The organism is Paraburkholderia ferrariae NBRC 106233 (assembly GCF_000685035.1).
In the GTDB taxonomy this organism is placed as follows: Bacteria; Pseudomonadota; Gammaproteobacteria; order Burkholderiales; family Burkholderiaceae; genus Paraburkholderia; species Paraburkholderia ferrariae.
This window is the reverse complement of record NZ_BAYB01000011.1, coordinates 229,063-245,237: the sequence shown is the minus strand read 5'-3', so window position 1 is coordinate 245,237 and position 16,175 is coordinate 229,063. Positions and strand designations below refer to the sequence as shown.

The following is a 16,175-nucleotide window of genomic DNA, read 5'->3' as shown; positions in this document are numbered from 1 at the left end:
GCGCCCGCCGCCGCCCGAGCGCAACGCTCTTGCATGGACCGGAGACCCGATTTGAACACGTCCGCAGCGAACCCCGGAGAACTGGCCGGCAAGCACCTGGTGATCGGCATGACGGGCGGCATCGCCTGCTACAAGATCGCCGAGCTCACGCGCCTTCTGACCAAAGCCGGCGCGACGGTGCAGGTCGTGATGACCGAAGCCGCCACGCAGTTCATCACCCCCGTCACCATGCAGGCGCTCTCGGGGCGCCCGGTCTATACGAGCCAGTGGGACGCGCGCGTGCCGAACAGCATGGCGCACATCGACCTCTCGCGCGAAGCGGACGCCATCGTGATCGCGCCCGCCTCCACCGACTTCCTGGCCAGGCTCGCGCACGGCTTTGCCGACGACCTGCTCTCCACGCTCTGCGTCGCGCGCGACTGCCCGTTGCTCGTCGTGCCCGCGATGAACCGGCAGATGTGGGGCAACCCGGCCACCCAGCGCAACGTCGCGCAACTGCGCGCCGACGGCGTGATCACGCTCGGCCCGGATTCGGGCTCGCAGGCGTGCGGCGAGATCGGCGACGGCCGCATGCTGGAGCCGGAAGCGGTGTATGAAGCCATCGTTTCGTTCTTCGCGCCGAAGGTGCTCGCGCACCGCCGCGTGCTGATCACGGCCGGCCCGACTTTCGAGCCGCTCGACCCCGTGCGCGGCATCACCAACCGCTCCAGCGGCAAGATGGGTTTCGCGCTCGCACGCGCCGCGCAGCAGGCCGGCGCCGAGGTGCACCTGGTGGCGGGCCCGGTCGCGCTGGAAACGCCGTGGGGCGTCTATCGCGAGGACGTGCAAACGGCCCAGCAGATGTACGACGCGGTGATGCGCGCCGTGCCCGACTACGACGTGTTCATCGGCGTGGCGGCGGTGGCCGACTGGCGCGTGGATCACGTCGCGGCACAGAAGATCAAGAAGACGGCCGGGCAGCGCATGCCGAGCTTCAATTTCGTCGAAAACCCCGACATCCTCGCCTCGGTGGCGGCCCTGCCGCATCCGCCCTGGTGCGTGGGCTTCGCGGCCGAAAGCGGCGACCTCGACGTGCACGGCGAAGAAAAGCGCCGGCGCAAGAACGTGCCGCTCCTGATCGGCAATCTCGGTCCGCTGACCTTCGGGCTCGACGACAACGAAGTCGTACTCTTCGAGCCGTCGGGCAGCACGAAGCTGCCGCGCGCGGCCAAACAGGCGCTCGCGCAGACGCTGATCGCCGAAATCGCCCGACGTTTGCCGGACGAGAGCATCATTTCGTGACGCGCGAGCGCGCCATCGGCCAGCACAACGGCCCGGGCCGCGCGCGTCGCGAACGAAAGCAAGGTGAGCCGTCATGACGCTACTTTCCGTACTCGACCAATCGCCCGTGATTGCCGGGCACACGGCGGCCGATGCCATCGCCGCCACTGTCGAACTCGCGCAACTCGCCGACGACCTCGGCTACACGCGCTACTGGTGCGCCGAGCATCACGGCCTGCTCGGCGTCTGCAATCCCTGCCCCGAAGTCATGCTCGCGCGCCTCGGCAGCGTGACGAAGCGCATCCGCATCGGCTCGGGCGGCATCATGCTGCCCTACTACAGCCCGTTCAAGATCGCCGAGCAGTTCCTCATGCTCGAAGCGCTCTTTCCGAACCGCGTCGACCTCGGTGTCGGCCGCGCGCCGGGCGGCGACCTGCGCACGGCCCAGGCTGTGGCCGCCGGGGACTACAACCGCGGCGAACTCTTTGCGCAACAGGTGCAGGACCTCGTTGGGCTGATGGACGGCACGCTGCCCAAAGACAATGTCGCGAGCGGCGTGGTCTTGCAGCCGCAAATCGAAACGCGGCCGCAGCTCTGGGTGCTCGGATCGAGCGACTTCGGCGGCATGCTGGCCGCACAACTGGGCTTGCGCTTCTCGTTCGCGCATTTCATCAACGCGCACTTCGGGCATCTGGTGGCGAACGCTTACCGCGAGCGCTTCCAGCCGGGCCACGAAGCGAAGCCGTATCTGGCCTGCGCCGTATTCGCGATCTGCGCGGACACCGAACAGGAGGCCGCCGCGCTCGAAAAGGCCGTCGATCTGCGCCGCGTGCAGATGGCTCTGGGCCTGAACGCGCCCGTTCCGAGCGTCGAGCAGGGCCTCGCGCAAGAATACGGCGAGCGCGAGCAACTCGTGATCGATCGCGAAAAGCCGCGCAGCATTATCGGCACGCCAGAAAGCGTCACGGAGCGCCTGTACGCACTGCAGGAACGCTTCGCGGCCGACGAACTGATCGTGCTCACCGTGGCCGGCAGCTATGCCGCGCGGCTGCGTTCTTATGAACTGCTGGCACAGGCGTTCCAGCTCTCTTTCCAACCCTGATCTTTCGCCAATGAAAATCGACATCAAGATCCTGAACGAGCGCATGCGCGACCAGTTGCCCCAGTATGCGACGCCGGGCAGCGCGGGCCTCGACTTGCGCGCCTGCATCGAAGCGCCGCTCGTGCTCGAACCGGGCGAAACGAAGCTCGTGCCCACGGGCCTCGCCATCCACGTGGCCGATCCCGGCTACGCCGCGCTGATCCTGCCGCGCTCGGGCCTCGGCCACAAGCACGGCATCGTGCTCGGCAACCTGGTCGGGCTCATCGATTCGGATTACCAGGGAGAACTGATGATCTCCACCTGGAACCGCGGCCACACCACGTTCACGCTGAATCCGCTGGAGCGCCTCGCGCAGCTTGTGATCGTGCCGGTCGTGCAGGCGCAGTTCAATATTGTCGAGGACTTCGAAACAAGCGAGCGCGGCGCCGGCGGTTTCGGCAGCACGGGCAAGCATTGAGCTTCGCCTTTCGGGCTGGTCTTTATCTGTTGCCACCACGAACCTCGGCATAAACCCCAGCGGCACGCCTTCTCCCGCTAGCGAGGGGCGTAAAAACAAAACGGCGCGGGCTGTGACGTCCGCGCCGTTTCTCTTCGAATGAAGCGGAAACGAACCGCTTATTCTACTTCGACCGCCTCCGGGTTCGGATTGCGCGGTGCCGGCTGCTCGTCGAAGGTCAGCAGCACCTTGTCCTCCGCATCCACGTCCACGGTCACGCGGCCGCCGTTCATGAGCTTGCCGAACAGCAGTTCGTCGGCCAGCGCGCGGCGGATCGTGTCCTGGATCAGGCGCTGCATCGGCCGCGCGCCCATGAGCGGATCGAAGCCGTGCTTGGCCAGATGCTTGCGCAGGGCGTCGGTGAAGAGCGCATCGACCTTCTTCTCGTGCAACTGGTCTTCGAGTTGCATGAGGAACTTGTCGACCACGCGCATGATGATTTCCTCATCGAGCGCGCGGAAGCTGATCGTCGCATCGAGCCGGTTGCGGAACTCGGGCGTGAACATGCGCTTGATGTCGGCCATTTCGTCGCCCTGCTCGCGGCGGCTCGTGAAACCGATCGTCGACTTGTTCATCGCCTCGGCGCCCGCGTTCGTCGTCATGATGATGATGACGTTGCGGAAGTCCGCCTTGCGGCCGTTGTTGTCGGTCAGCGTGCCGTGGTCCATCACCTGCAGCAGCACATTGAAGATGTCCGGGTGCGCCTTCTCGATTTCGTCGAGCAGCAGCACGCAGTGCGGCTTCTTCGTGACGGCCTCGGTCAGCAGCCCGCCCTGGTCGAACCCGACATAGCCCGGCGGCGCGCCGATCAGGCGGCTCACCGCATGGCGCTCCATGTACTCGGACATATCGAAGCGGATCAGCTCGATGCCGAGCGTGAACGCGAGCTGGCGCGCCACTTCGGTCTTGCCGACCCCGGTCGGGCCCGAGAACAGGAACGAACCGATCGGCTTGTCGGTCTTGCCGAGACCCGCGCGCGCCATCTTGATGGAAGCCGAAAGCGCGTCGATCGCCGGGTCCTGGCCGAACACCACCGACTTCAGATCGCGGTCGAGCGTCTGAAGCTTGCTGCGGTCGTCCTGCGAGACGCTCTGCGCCGGCACGCGCGCGATCTTCGAGATGATCTCCTCGATCTCGCTCTTGCCGATGGTCTTCTTCTGCTTCGACTTCGGCAGGATGCGCTGCGCCGCGCCCGCTTCGTCGATCACGTCGATCGCCTTGTCCGGCAGATGACGGTCGGTGATGAAACGCGCCGACAGTTCAGCCGCCGCATTCAGCGCACCCGACGAATACTTCACGCCGTGGTGCTCTTCGAAGCGCGACTTCAGGCCGCGCAGGATCGCAACGGTCTGCTCGACCGTCGGCTCGACCACATCGACCTTCTGGAAGCGCCGCGAGAGAGCCGCGTCTTTCTCGAAGATGCCGCGGTATTCGGTGAAGGTGGTGGCGCCGATGCACTTGAGCGTACCCGACGACAGCGCGGGCTTGAGCAGGTTCGACGCGTCGAGCGTGCCGCCCGAAGCGGCGCCTGCGCCGATCAGCGTATGAATTTCGTCGATGAAGAGAATCGCGTGCGGGCGCTCCTTGAGCTCCTTGAGCACGGTCTTCAGACGCTGCTCGAAGTCGCCGCGATACTTGGTGCCCGCGAGCAAGGCGCCCATGTCGAGCGAATACACCTGCGCGTCGGCCAGAATGTCGGGCACTTCGCCGCGCGTGATGCGCCAGGCGAGGCCTTCCGCGATGGCGGTCTTGCCCACGCCGGCTTCGCCCACGAGCAGCGGATTGTTCTTGCGGCGGCGGCACAGCACCTGCACCACGCGCTCCACTTCGGGCTCGCGCCCGATCAGCGGATCGATGCGGCCGTCCTTCGCCATCTGGTTCAGGTTCTGCGTGAACTGGGCGAGCGGCGTTTCCTTCTGGCCGGCGGCGTCTTCGGCTTCGGCATTCGCGTCGCTCGCCTTGGCGGCTTCGCCGCTGCTCGTCTTCGCTATGCCGTGCGAAATGAAATTCACCACGTCCAGACGCGTGACGCCCTGCTGCTGCAGGTAGTACACCGCGTGCGAGTCCTTCTCGCCGAAGATCGCCACCAGCACGTTCGCGCCGGTGACTTCCTTCTTGCCGTTCGACGTGGACTGGACGTGCATGATCGCGCGCTGGATCACACGCTGGAATCCCAGCGTGGGCTGCGTATCGACGTCGTCCGTGCCGGGGACCGTAGGGGTATTGTCGTGAATGAAGTTGCGCAGGTTCTGACGCAGGTCTTCGATATTCGCGGCACACGCGCGCAGTACTTCTGCCGCTGTCGGATTGTCCAACAACGCCAGCAGCAAATGCTCGACTGTGATGAATTCGTGCCGTGCCTGACGTGCTTCCATGAACGCCATGTGCAGGCTGACTTCCAGTTCCTGGGCAATCATGCTTCCTCCATCACACACTGCAGCGGATGCCCGGCCTGCCGTGCGTGGGTAACGACTTGCTCAACTTTGGTCGACGCGATGTCCCGCGTATAGACCCCACAAACACCCCTGCCCTCGCGATGAACCTTCAACATGATCTGTGTTGCGGTCTCGCGGTCCTTGTTGAAATATTCCTGCACGACCATCACGACGAATTCCATCGGCGTGTAGTCGTCATTCATCAGCACGACCTTGTACATGGAGGGCGGTTTTACCTTCTGTTCCTGCCGCTCCAGTATGGTTGAGTCCTGCTTGTCCGGGATAATCGCCATACACCCATTCTAAACAACTCGGACAGGCCCGCAATCCTGCCGAAACCCGACCGGACGGACGGTGAACCCGCTCTCGCAATCGCCATGCACGCCGCGCCCCGTCCAGCCACTACCGGCCGTGCGGGGCCGGCCTTGATCTGCCTCGTTACTCCTGCTGCTACTGCGCGAATGACTACCAGGACGACGGCCGGACCGGTTGACTGATCCGTTGCTTCATACCTGCTTTGGTTGCTTCGAGCAGCTTTCGCGCCAGCGTTGAAATCAGTATCGCACAACATGCGCCGCGCGGTTGATCGCTACTGTCGGAGTCCGCACGTAAAGTACGAAATCGATGCAAGCGCGCGCTGCCGTGCTTCCCATGTGCGTCGATTATGCGACTTTTCAAGATGCGTCGCTCGCCTCCGTGCGACGCGCAAGAAAAGCGGTAAAAACCCTGGAAATGCGCTCTTTACAACGCGTTGGAGTGCTTCTAAAAATGCTCTTGACAACGGAATAAAGAGCCTCAACAATCAAGCTGGCACTTTTTTCAACTGACTCAAACTCGAAAAAATGCCGTTGGTGAGCTTGTGAGGAGGGGGCGGTCGCGGTAAGCGATCGTTAAGCTTTTCGAACTGCTCGTGGTAGTGACATGAGTTACAGGGGAAGTAGGTATGGCAACCGGTACGGTCAAGTGGTTCAACGACGCGAAGGGTTTCGGATTCATTACGCCGGACGAAGGCGGTGAGGATCTGTTCGCTCACTTCTCGGCCATCCAGATGAATGGCTTCAAGACCCTCAAAGAAGGTCAGAAGGTGAGCTTCGAGGTCGTGCAAGGCCCGAAGGGCAAACAGGCATCGAACATTCAGGCAGCAGCCTGATCTGTTCGGTACCCGTACCTTGGAAACCCGGCTCAGGCCGGGTTTCTTTTTTGTGACGCTCCTTTCGCGATCCTGCGCCGGATCACACCACGCGTAATGTCCCCATCATGCCGAGGTCCTCGTGCTCGAGGATGTGGCAATGGAACATGCGCTCCCCCGCTTCACGCTGGATCGTGGCGATATGCACCGTTTCGCCGGGCTCCACGTTCACGGTGTCGCGCCAGGCCAGATACGACGCGGCCACGTGCCTGCCGCCCCGCTCCCGCGCCAGCACCTGAAACTGCGTGCCGTGCAGATGAAACGGATGATCCATGTCCGTGCGGTTTTCGATCGACCACTGTTCGACTTCGCCACGGCGGCTCGTCAGCGTCACGCGGCCCGGCTCGTAGGTCGCCCCGTTCACCATGAACTGCATTCCGCGGGGCATCGATAGTGCGGACGCACCCGGTTGGTGCATTGCCTTCATGTCCATGGCCTCGCTGAATACGACCGATTGCCGCGCCCGAAACGGCGAGAGGGGTGCGATCGCACGCAACTGCGCGGGCAGCGCGGGGGGCGTGCCGGCGGCGCCTGGCGCAGCGGCGCCCGATGCAAAACGCACATCGGCAAGCGCCCGGGTGGGCTCGGCCGGCAGGCTGCCGCCCATCATCGCCATCTTGCGGCGGTCGTATTGCGCAGCGACGAGCCGCGCGCGCGAAGGCAGCGCGCCGGCGGCCACGATCAGCTCGGCGCGCTCGCCCGGCGCGAGCAGCAGCGACGTGACGTTGCCGCGCGGCGCAGCAAGCAAGCCGCCGTCGGTGCCGACCTGGGCGAACGAACGCCCATCGTCGAACGCGAGCAGCAAATAGCGCGCATTGCACGCGTTCCATACGCGCCAGCGTTCGTCGCGCGTCACGTCGATCTGCGGACGCAGCGCGCCGTTCAGCAGCAAGAACTGGCCTTCGCGGCCATTCATCCAGTCCATCATGCTGTTCGGCGCGATCGTGCCGTCGGCGGCGAGCTTCAGGTCCGTCACGAAGAGATGACGCTCGGGCCAGGCGGCAAGCGGATCGTCCGCGGCGCGTACGACGATCGGGCCCGCCAGCCCGCGAAACACCTGCTCCGCCGTGAGCATGTGCGGATGCGGGTGATACCAGTAGGTGCCCGCGCTGCCCGCGGGCAAGGTGAAGCGATAGAGACGCCCGGCGCCGGGTGCAATGGGATCGGCGGGATTGCCGTCTTGATCGGGCGGCACGGGCAGGCCATGCCAGTGAATCGTGGAGGGCTGCGCGAGGCGGTTCACGAAGCGGATCTCGACGGTGTCGCCCTCGCGCACCTCGATTAGCGGACCGATAACCGGCGCGCCGAGATCGGGCGTGCCCGTCCCCGCGTCGTATTGCCAGAACGGCGTGTCGGACTGCCCCGGCAGCAAGGGGCGCGGCACGGCCTGCGCTACGAGCGTCGCGCGGAAGCGGCCCGGTTCGCGGGATTCGTTGGCCAGCGTGCGCAAGGTGGGGAGCGGCGCGCCGGTCGTGAGCGCATCGGCGGCAGCGAGCGGCGCGGGCGCCGGCATCGTGCCGCCCGGCATCGCGCGCGCGTCGGACATGCCGGCCGGACCGGGCGCCATGTGCATCGTGTGGCTGTCGCTTTGCGCGAATGAAGTGCGCGCGTATAGCGAAGCAAGGGCGGCGCCGAGGGCGCCGGACAGGAAAGCTCTTCTTTGCATCGTCGATATCCCGAATCAGACTCTTTGGCGCGGCACGACGAAGCCTGCGTGCCGCGTGCACGATCGACGGTTCCGCTGGATCGCGTCCAGCGCGAAACCGGAGGTGAATGACACCGGCCGCGCAACAGGCGCGGCCGCGAGTGCGTCAGACGATCGGCGGAGGCAGTGGCGGTGCGTGCGTAATACCCGCGAGCAAACGTTGAGGCGATGCGGCAGGTTCGGCATTGCCCGGCGAGCCGGCAACGAAACCCGATGCGGCAAGAGGCAGGCCGCAGTGAATGGCGCAGCTCGCGGCACAGCAGCCCGCGTGGCAATCGGACGGGTACCGGGCGCGAGTGGTCAAGGCCATTGTGCTGGCTTGAGCGGTGGCTTGAGCGCTAGCGTGTACACCCTGCGCTGCCTGCGGAACGGTCTGGGCTTCGGTTCCGGTTTCGCACGCGGCCACTCCGCGCATGGCGAGGAGCGCAAAGGCAAACATTATCAGCAGACGAAGGACGGCGATCATTCGGGAAGCGAGTGGCCGGATGCGCGATGGATACACACGGCCATCATAGCGTAAGGCATCTGCGGTCGTAAGCGGTGCGGGGCAAAAATTGGGGGAGCGTGAAAAGCCTTCTTTTTATATCGCAGTCCGAATTATCTGTTCATTCGAGAAAGCCAAAAGAAAATCCCGGTGGATCTCAGCAATCTGTCAGACGTACAGCGGCAGCGTTAGCCCCTGGATATGAGATTGGGCAAAGGAGACGTGCAGGAAACCAAAAAATCATCCATCGCCCATTCCATCCCCCTCTGTGTCTCGCTAGCGTGATCGAGCCGCGCAATCACAGGGGAAATATTCGTATGGCCCATGAAGAGGATTCGGACGACGTGCGTGTGGTGCTGAGCGCTCCGCAACTGGCTGCCGTGCTGGCTCGCGCGTCGATCAGTCAGACCGAGATGCTTTCCAACCGATTGTGGGGCGGCCTGCAAGTTGTCGGCGGCGTGCTGGAAATGGTTGGGGCCGCAGCGCTGTGCATCGTGCCGGAACCCACGATGGTCAGCAAGGCGGGATGCATCGTGTTCGGCGTGCATGGCTCGGATACGGCGGCGGCGGCCGTGCGTCAGGTCTGGACGGGCAAGGATACGGCCACGCTGACCCAGCAGGGTACGGCCAGGCTGGCAGAGGCCATGCGGGCCAGCCCCGACATGGCAAACAACATCGGCCTCTCGCTCGATATTGCTGTGCCGTTCGGTTTTGCCGGTTCGATCAAGGCGGCAAGAGCGGCGCGGGTTACGATGGGCCGGATTAGTCTGGAGATGCATGAGGCCAAGGCTCTCAATCCCAGACTGGGTGGGCACACTCTCCTGAAGCATGCAGGGAGAACCGAGGCACAGTTGCGGGAAAGGTTGCGGCTGGAGCCGAAAAGAGATGTCGTGTCATCGTTTCGGAACTTACAGGATGCGGAATGGGCGATCTCCAAAGTAATGGAGTCCAATAGATCGCGGATTAAAAATTGGGCTCTGTCAAATCCCAAGCACCCCTTGGCCGTGCATCAGGACGTTGGGAAGAAAGTAGGATATGGTCTCGTCAAGGAAACCGGAGAAATCAGAGATATGAGTACGGTCCAGGTCGTCATCAAATATGAGAAATACAACGGAATGCCATATTATATTCTTACGTCATATTTACTGAAATGATTAACGAAAAATCCTACCCCCAATTTCACACTTTATTTGGAGCATATCTCAATCAGGATTCTGATTATTGGGGCGAAACCCTGGAGGAAGTTGTCTCCTGCTTCAAGAGAGATAGCTCACCCAGTGAGATCGTGAAGATACTGAATGAGATTGAAAGATTTAAAAACGAGGCCGGAGAAAATCTGGACAAGGAATTCTACGATCTTTACGGATTTAATTTTTCCCCTGTCTCATGGGGTTACACAACGGTCTCTTTTTTTGAAGAATTGAAGCGCATTCTGAGCGACTAGCTCACCTTCCCCCGCATCCACGCCCCTCAAAAAAACGCAAAAACAAAAAACCCCGGCGACACTCGGTGCCCACCGGGGTTTGCGGGAATTCCAGATCCCAGCTTACATATTCTCGATCATCACCTGCCCGAATGCCGAGCACGACACCTGGGTCGCGCCTTCCATCAGGCGAGCGAAGTCGTACGTCACGCGCTTCTGCAGAATCGACTTCTCCATCGAAGCGATGATGAGATCGGCCGCCTCGATCCAGCCGAGGTGACGCAGCATCATTTCGGCCGAGAGAATTTCGGAGCCCGGATTGACGTAGTCCTTGCCCGCGTACTTCGGCGCCGTGCCGTGGGTCGCCTCGAACATCGCCACGGAATCGGAGAGGTTCGCGCCCGGGGCGATGCCGATGCCGCCCACCTGTGCGGCGAGTGCGTCGGAAATGTAGTCGCCGTTCAGGTTCAGCGTGGCGATCACGTCGTATTCGGCGGGGCGCAGCAGGATCTGCTGGAGGAACGCATCGGCAATCACGTCCTTGATGACGATGTCGCTGCCGGTCTTCGGATTCTTGAACTTCATCCACGGACCGTCGTCGATCAGTTGCGCACCGAACTCGCGCTGCGCGAGCGCATAGCCATAGTCGCGGAACGCGCCTTCGGTGAACTTCATGATGTTGCCCTTGTGCACGAGCGTCACCGAGCGGCGGTCGTTATCGATCGCATACTGGATCGCCTTGCGCACGAGACGGTCGGTGCCTTCGCGCGAGACCGGCTTGATGCCGATACCCGACGACTCCGGAAAGCGGATCTTCGCAACGCCCATCTCGTCGCGCAGGAACTTGATGATCTTCTTCGCGCCTTCCGATTCGGCCGGCCACTCGATGCCCGCGTAGATGTCCTCGGAGTTCTCGCGGAAGATCACCATGTTGACCTTCTCCGGCGCACGCACCGGTGAAGGCACGCCCTTGAAATACTGCACCGGGCGCAGGCACACGTAGAGGTCGAGTTGCTGTCGCAGCGCCACGTTGAGCGAGCGGATGCCACCGCCCACCGGCGTCGTGAGCGGCCCCTTGATCGAGACAACGTACTCCTTCACCACTTCGAGCGTTTCTTCGGGCAGCCAGACATCGGGGCCGTACACGCGCGTAGCCTTCTCGCCCGCATAGATTTCCATCCAGTGAAGCTTGCGCTTGCCGCCGTATGCCTTCTCGACCGCCGCATCGACCACCTTGATCATCACGGGCGTGATATCGATGCCCGTGCCGTCGCCTTCGATATACGGGATGATCGGCTGATCGGAGACGTTGAGCGAGAAATCCGCGTTGACGGTGATCTTGTCACCCTCCGTCGGGACCTTGATGTGCTGATACGGCATGATCGACTCCAGTTAGGGGCTTGGCGGGCAGTAGCGGCGGGTACGCTGTGCACGCGCCTTCCGCGTGACGGTCTGGCCGCTATTCTAGCCCACGCCCTGCGGCGGCGCGTGGGCCCGGGCGGCCACCGGAATGACGCGCCGCAATAGCTCAGTGCATGTCTTATATCTTATATAAGACACATAATATACTCGACCGCATTATGCATTAAGATTCGGCCGCGTCTTCCTGAAATCGCCCGGCCCCGTCCGCCCTTCTCGGCTCCATCCATGCGCCTGATCGCCCTCAACAAACCGTTCGGCACGATTTGCCAGTTCTCGCCGCACGAAACCCGCTCCACGCTGGCGGACTGGGTGAAGACGCCGGGCGTCTATGCAGCGGGCCGGCTCGACGCGGACAGCGAAGGGCTGCTGCTCCTCACCGACGACGGCGCCCTGCAGGCCCGCATTGCCGAACCGCGGCGCAAGCTCGTGAAGCGCTACTGGGCACAGGTCGAAGGCATACCCGATACCGCCGCGCTGGCCGCGCTCGAAGCCGGCGTCGACCTCGGCGATTTCGTCACGCAACCTTGCCGCGCGAAAACGATTGCGGAGCCCGCTCACCTCTGGCCGCGCAATCCGCCCATTCGATACCGCGCGGCGATTCCCGCCACGTGGCTCGAAATCGCGATCAGCGAAGGCAAGAACCGCCAGGTGCGGCGCATGACCGCGGCGGTCGGTTTTCCCACGCTGCGACTCGTGCGCGTGGCGATCGGCGCGCTCGATATTTTTTCTCTGGGCCTCGCGCCCGGCGCAAGCGCAGAGGTGCCCGTCGATGCGCCCTGGCAGCGCAGCGCGCACCCACCCGCTCCCAAGTGACTGTTGCGCAAGCACTTTTTGATCGACATCAAATTGCGTGACATGCCCACGCTTTCAGCGCAAGCGGCGTGTGAAGGAAATGAAAACTTCGCGTCAACCGCCTTGCAACACGATGCGTTATTCGACGCAGATGCCGCTGAAGCTATCCGGCATTCAGCCTTCAGGTACCCGCCTTGCGTGCGCAAGCCCGTCACGACGAGGTCCCGACCGCTGGCAGACGCGTTCGCGAATTTGTTTTGAATTTGCCGATCACGACTGTCAACCGAAAGGTGGATGGCGCGTTTACCGACCTGACTCCAATAACCGGGTCACTTGGTTAATTAACTCAAGCTGAGGATTCACAACATGAACAAACTGATCGCTGCTCTGATCGCTGGCCTCTTCGCAACGGCTGCATTCGCACAAGCTTCGGCTCCGGCAGCTGCTTCGGCCGCTCCGGCTGCTGCTGCTTCGTCGGCTAAGGCACACAAGAAGTCGACGCACAAGAAGTCGCACAAGAAGGCAGCCAAGGCTGAAGCCGCTTCGGCAGCTTCGGAGTAAGCTTGTTGTAAGACGCATCGACGACCGGCACTCGCTGCCGCTCTTCATCGCGTTAAAAGGCAGACCGCTGCAAGGCGTTCTGCCTTTTTGTTTTTGCACGGCGCTTTTATCCGCGCGCCCCTGCGTGTCACCGTTGGTATTCGAGACGCTTTGACCCGCTTCGACCTGGTCGCGTAACATGCGCGGGTTAATCTCAAGCAAGGAGTCCTGTCGTGCGATTTCCCCTGCGCTCGCTTCTCGCGTCGCGTCTTGCGCGTTATGCGCTTGCCGTTGCATTGCCGCTGGCCGCCACTGCGGCCATGACGTCCGCGACCCTGCTCGCCACGCCCGGCGTCGCGCACGCCCAGCAGATGCCGCCCGGCACGAAGCAGCCCGGCGATTTCCCGCGCCTGAAGCTGACCGCCGGCATGTTCGTGATCGACGCCGCCGTGGCCGCCAACGACGCGGACCGCGAACAGGGCCTCATGTACCGCACGCAGCTCGCGCCGAACGAAGGCATGCTGTTCGTGTTCGGCGAGAACGCCGTGCACTGCTTCTGGATGAAGAACACGCTGATCCCGCTGTCGATCGCGTTCATGCGCGCCGACGGCACGATCACCGACATCGACGAGATGCAGGCCGAAACGACCAACAACCACTGCCCGCGCAATAACGGCGTCTATGCGCTCGAAATGAGCCAGGGGTGGTTCTCGTCGAAGGGCATCAAGCCCGGCATGAAGATCGAAGGGCTGCCGCCGATGCAGTGACGCCCGGCGCGGCGCGCCGCGCTTGAGCCCCTGAGCCCTTGTGCGCCCCGCTTGTGGGCCACCGCTTGTGGCCTACGCGCCCCGCCAGGCCGGCCCCGCTCCCCGCGGCGCCGGCCTTTTGCCCTTTTTCGGGTTGCCGGTTTCACAACGGCGGCACGCGGCGTGCGCCGGAACGCCCGCCCTACCTCCGGCGCGCTTCATGCAAAAGCGCGATGCAAGCGCTATGCTAGTAGTCCAGCACGCGCAGCGCACAAGGCGCCGCGCGTCACGCCGGGTGCGCGCGCAGCCCGCGCCGCGCGGCGTCCGGCACCTTCCACGGCGCGTATTCCAAGGAGATCACCGTGCCTCGCAAGACTCCCATCGAGCGCTATCGCAACATCGGGATCAGCGCTCACATCGATGCCGGCAAAACCACGACGACCGAACGCATCCTTTTCTACACCGGTGTGAATCACAAGCTCGGCGAGGTTCACGACGGCGCGGCCACCATGGACTGGATGGAGCAGGAGCAGGAGCGCGGCATCACGATCACCTCGGCCGCGACCACCGCGTTCTGGAAGGGCATGGCGGGCAATTACCCCGAACACCGCATCAACATCATCGACACCCCGGGGCACGTGGACTTCACGATCGAAGTCGAGCGCTCCATGCGCGTGCTCGACGGCGCGTGCATGGTGTACGACTCCGTGGGCGGCGTGCAGCCGCAGTCGGAAACCGTGTGGCGCCAGGCGAACAAGTACAAGGTGCCGCGCATTGCGTTCGTCAACAAGATGGACCGCGTGGGCGCGGACTTCTTCCGCGTGCAGCGCCAGATCGGCGAGCGCCTGAAGGGCGTGGCCGTGCCGATCCAGATTCCCGTGGGCGCCGAGGATCATTTCCAGGGCGTGGTCGATCTCGTCAAGATGAAAGCGATCGTCTGGGACGACGAGAGCCAGGGCGTGAAATTCGAGTACGAGGAGATCCCCGCGAATCTCGTCGAGCTCGCGAAGGAATGGCGCGAAAAGATGGTCGAGGCCGCCGCCGAAGCCGACGAAACGCTGCTCGAAAAGTACCTCGAAGATCACGAGAGCCTGACCGAAGAGGAAATCAAGGGCGCCCTGCGCAAGCGCACGATCGCCAACGAGATCGTGCCGATGCTGTGCGGCAGCGCGTTCAAGAACAAGGGCGTGCAGGCGATGCTTGACGCGGTGATCGACTACCTGCCCTCGCCTGTCGACGTGCCCGCGATCCTCGGCCACGACCTCCACGACAAGGAAATCGAGCGCCACCCGAGCGACGACGAGCCGTTCTCCGCGCTCGCGTTCAAGATCATGACCGACCCGTTCGTGGGCCAGTTGATCTTCTTCCGCGTGTATTCGGGCGTGGTCGAATCGGGCAACACCGTGCTCAATGCGACCAAGGACAAGAAGGAGCGCCTCGGCCGCATCCTGCAGATGCACGCGAACGAGCGCAAGGAAATCAAGGAAGTGCGCGCGGGCGACATCGCCGCGGCCGTCGGCCTCAAGGAAGCGACCACGGGCGACACGCTCTGCGATCCGGCGCATGCCATCGTGCTCGAAAAGATGATCTTCCCCGAGCCCGTGATCTCGCAGGCCGTCGAGCCCAAGACCAAGGCCGACCAGGAAAAGATGGGCATCGCGCTCAATCGCCTCGCGCAGGAAGACCCGTCGTTCCGCGTGCAGACCGACGAGGAATCCGGCCAGACCATCATCTCCGGCATGGGCGAGCTGCACCTCGAAATTCTCGTCGATCGCATGAGGCGCGAGTTCGGCGTGGAGGCTACCGTCGGCAAGCCGCAGGTGGCGTATCGCGAGACGGTGCGCAACAAGGTCGAGGACGTCGAGGGCAAGTTCGTCAAGCAGTCGGGCGGGCGCGGCCAGTACGGCCACGCGGTCATTTCGCTCGAACCGCAGCCGCAGGGCAAGGGCTACGAGTTCGTGGACGCCATCAAGGGCGGCGTGATTCCGCGCGAGTTCATCCCGGCCGTGGACAAGGGCATCCAGGAGACGCTGAAGTCGGGCGTGCTCGCGGGCTACCCGGTGGTGGACACGAAGGTTACGCTCACGTTCGGCTCGTACCACGACGTCGATTCGAACGAAAACGCCTTCCGCATGGCGGGCTCGATGGCGTTCAAGGAAGCCATGCGGCGCGCGAGGCCGGTCCTGCTCGAACCGATGATGGCCGTGGAAGTCGAGACGCCCGAGGAATTCATGGGCAACGTGATGGGCGACCTCTCGAGCCGCCGCGGTATCGTGCAGGGCATGGAGGACATTGCGGGCGGCGGCGGCAAGATCGTGCGCGCCGAGGTGCCGCTCTCGGAAATGTTCGGCTACTCCACGTCGCTGCGCTCGCTCACCCAGGGGCGCGCAACCTATACGATGGAGTTCAAGCACTACGCCGAAACGCCGCAGAACGTCGCCGAATCGGTGATCAACGCCAAGAAGGCCTGAGCGCTGCGAGCCGCGCGCCTGCCGAAGCCCGTCCCTCGCGGGGCGGGCTTTTTCACAGGTGCGCGGCATGTGCCGCGCCGGGCAATGGACACCCGCATAGGGACAGGAGA

14 protein-coding genes are annotated in these 16,175 nt (G+C 63.4%); 10 read left to right on the top strand and 4 right to left on the bottom strand.

Annotation, left to right across the window (positions count from 1 at the left end):
• The first annotated feature begins 33 nt into the window (after window positions 1-33).
• The 3 genes from coaBC to dut all read left to right on the top strand — a co-directional run bounded on the left by coaBC (window position 34) and on the right by dut (window position 2,819).
• Window positions 34-1,281: a bifunctional phosphopantothenoylcysteine decarboxylase/phosphopantothenate--cysteine ligase CoaBC gene (gene coaBC / locus BFE01S_RS13415; protein WP_042337614.1), complete on the top strand. Its 1,248-nt coding sequence runs from the start codon at window positions 34-36 to the stop codon at window positions 1,279-1,281.
• Window positions 1,282-1,354: 73 nt separating this feature from the next.
• The gene (locus BFE01S_RS13410; RefSeq protein ID WP_028225953.1) at window positions 1,355-2,362 is read left to right on the top strand and encodes an LLM class flavin-dependent oxidoreductase; all 1,008 of its coding nucleotides are present in this window, start codon (window positions 1,355-1,357) and stop codon (window positions 2,360-2,362) included.
• Window positions 2,363-2,372: 10 nt separating this feature from the next.
• A complete protein-coding gene (dut, locus tag BFE01S_RS13405) occupies window positions 2,373-2,819 on the top strand; it encodes a dUTP diphosphatase (RefSeq protein ID WP_028225952.1) in 447 nt (148 codons plus the stop codon).
• 158 nt (window positions 2,820-2,977) lie between these two features.
• On the opposite strand, the gene clpA is transcribed toward dut, so the two are convergent.
• Complete coding sequence (gene clpA, locus BFE01S_RS13400) at window positions 2,978-5,275, bottom strand: ATP-dependent Clp protease ATP-binding subunit ClpA (protein ID WP_028225951.1); 2,298 nt, start codon at window positions 5,273-5,275, stop codon at window positions 2,978-2,980.
• A complete protein-coding gene (clpS, locus tag BFE01S_RS13395) occupies window positions 5,272-5,586 on the bottom strand; it encodes an ATP-dependent Clp protease adapter ClpS (protein ID WP_028225950.1) in 315 nt (104 codons plus the stop codon). Before clpS ends, clpA begins: the two co-directional genes overlap by 4 nt.
• A 650-nt stretch (window positions 5,587-6,236) precedes the next feature.
• Between clpS and cspD the strand changes: the two genes are divergently transcribed.
• Window positions 6,237-6,443, top strand: coding sequence for a cold shock domain-containing protein CspD (gene cspD / locus BFE01S_RS13390; protein ID WP_017776809.1), 207 nt, complete (start codon window positions 6,237-6,239; stop codon window positions 6,441-6,443).
• Window positions 6,444-6,525: 82 nt separating this feature from the next.
• Here the strand turns inward: cspD and BFE01S_RS13385 are convergent, their stop codons facing one another.
• On the bottom strand, window positions 6,526-8,148 hold the full coding sequence (locus BFE01S_RS13385; protein ID WP_028225949.1) for a multicopper oxidase family protein: 1,623 nt from the start codon (window positions 8,146-8,148) through the stop codon (window positions 6,526-6,528).
• An 840-nt stretch (window positions 8,149-8,988) separates the two neighbouring features.
• On the opposite strand from BFE01S_RS13385, the gene BFE01S_RS13370 reads away from it, so the two are divergent.
• Window positions 8,989-9,825 (top strand): RNase A-like domain-containing protein, encoded by an 837-nt coding sequence (locus BFE01S_RS13370; RefSeq protein ID WP_028225948.1) that lies wholly within the window; start codon window positions 8,989-8,991, stop codon window positions 9,823-9,825.
• Window positions 9,822-10,115, top strand: coding sequence for a contact-dependent growth inhibition system immunity protein (locus tag BFE01S_RS13365; RefSeq protein WP_028225947.1), 294 nt, complete (start codon window positions 9,822-9,824; stop codon window positions 10,113-10,115). Before BFE01S_RS13370 ends, BFE01S_RS13365 begins: the two co-directional genes overlap by 4 nt.
• A gap of 102 nt (window positions 10,116-10,217) precedes the next feature.
• On the opposite strand, the gene icd is transcribed toward BFE01S_RS13365, so the two are convergent.
• Window positions 10,218-11,474 carry an NADP-dependent isocitrate dehydrogenase gene (gene icd / locus BFE01S_RS13360; protein ID WP_028225946.1) on the bottom strand — a complete coding sequence of 419 codons (1,257 nt, stop codon included), beginning with the start codon at window positions 11,472-11,474 and terminating at the stop codon, window positions 10,218-10,220.
• Between the two features lie 267 nt (window positions 11,475-11,741).
• Here icd and BFE01S_RS13355 point away from each other — a divergent pair, with 267 nt between their 5' ends.
• The 4 genes from BFE01S_RS13355 (at window position 11,742) to fusA (ending at window position 16,065) form a co-directional block, all read left to right on the top strand.
• On the top strand, window positions 11,742-12,329 hold the full coding sequence (locus tag BFE01S_RS13355) for a pseudouridine synthase (protein WP_028225945.1): 588 nt from the start codon (window positions 11,742-11,744) through the stop codon (window positions 12,327-12,329).
• Window positions 12,330-12,674: 345 nt separating this feature from the next.
• Window positions 12,675-12,869: a hypothetical protein gene (locus BFE01S_RS13350; protein WP_028225944.1), complete on the top strand. Its 195-nt coding sequence runs from the start codon at window positions 12,675-12,677 to the stop codon at window positions 12,867-12,869.
• 212 nt (window positions 12,870-13,081) lie between these two features.
• Window positions 13,082-13,615, top strand: coding sequence for a DUF192 domain-containing protein (locus BFE01S_RS13345; RefSeq protein ID WP_028225943.1), 534 nt, complete (start codon window positions 13,082-13,084; stop codon window positions 13,613-13,615).
• Between the two features lie 341 nt (window positions 13,616-13,956).
• Complete coding sequence (gene fusA, locus BFE01S_RS13340; protein ID WP_028225942.1) at window positions 13,957-16,065, top strand: elongation factor G; 2,109 nt, start codon at window positions 13,957-13,959, stop codon at window positions 16,063-16,065.
• The last annotated feature ends 110 nt before the right edge of the window (window positions 16,066-16,175 follow it).

Excerpts from the sequence above, each read along its gene's own strand:
- BFE01S_RS13350 (WP_028225944.1), top strand. The coding sequence starts at position 12,675 with ATGAACAAACTGATCGCTGCTCTGATCGCTGGCCTCTTCGCAACGGCT.
- BFE01S_RS13355 (WP_028225945.1), top strand. The coding sequence starts at position 11,742 with ATGCGCCTGATCGCCCTCAACAAACCGTTCGGCACGATTTGCCAGTTC.
- coaBC (WP_042337614.1), top strand. The coding sequence starts at position 34 with ATGGACCGGAGACCCGATTTGAACACGTCCGCAGCGAACCCCGGAGAA.
- BFE01S_RS13410 (WP_028225953.1), top strand. The coding sequence starts at position 1,355 with ATGACGCTACTTTCCGTACTCGACCAATCGCCCGTGATTGCCGGGCAC.
- clpA (WP_028225951.1), bottom strand. The coding sequence starts at position 5,275 with ATGATTGCCCAGGAACTGGAAGTCAGCCTGCACATGGCGTTCATGGAA.
- BFE01S_RS13370 (WP_028225948.1), top strand. The coding sequence starts at position 8,989 with ATGGCCCATGAAGAGGATTCGGACGACGTGCGTGTGGTGCTGAGCGCT.
- dut (WP_028225952.1), top strand. The coding sequence starts at position 2,373 with ATGAAAATCGACATCAAGATCCTGAACGAGCGCATGCGCGACCAGTTG.
- BFE01S_RS13365 (WP_028225947.1), top strand. The coding sequence starts at position 9,822 with ATGATTAACGAAAAATCCTACCCCCAATTTCACACTTTATTTGGAGCA.
- BFE01S_RS13385 (WP_028225949.1), bottom strand. The coding sequence starts at position 8,148 with ATGCAAAGAAGAGCTTTCCTGTCCGGCGCCCTCGGCGCCGCCCTTGCT.
- cspD (WP_017776809.1), top strand. The coding sequence starts at position 6,237 with ATGGCAACCGGTACGGTCAAGTGGTTCAACGACGCGAAGGGTTTCGGA.
- icd (WP_028225946.1), bottom strand. The coding sequence starts at position 11,474 with ATGCCGTATCAGCACATCAAGGTCCCGACGGAGGGTGACAAGATCACC.
- clpS (WP_028225950.1), bottom strand. The coding sequence starts at position 5,586 with ATGGCGATTATCCCGGACAAGCAGGACTCAACCATACTGGAGCGGCAG.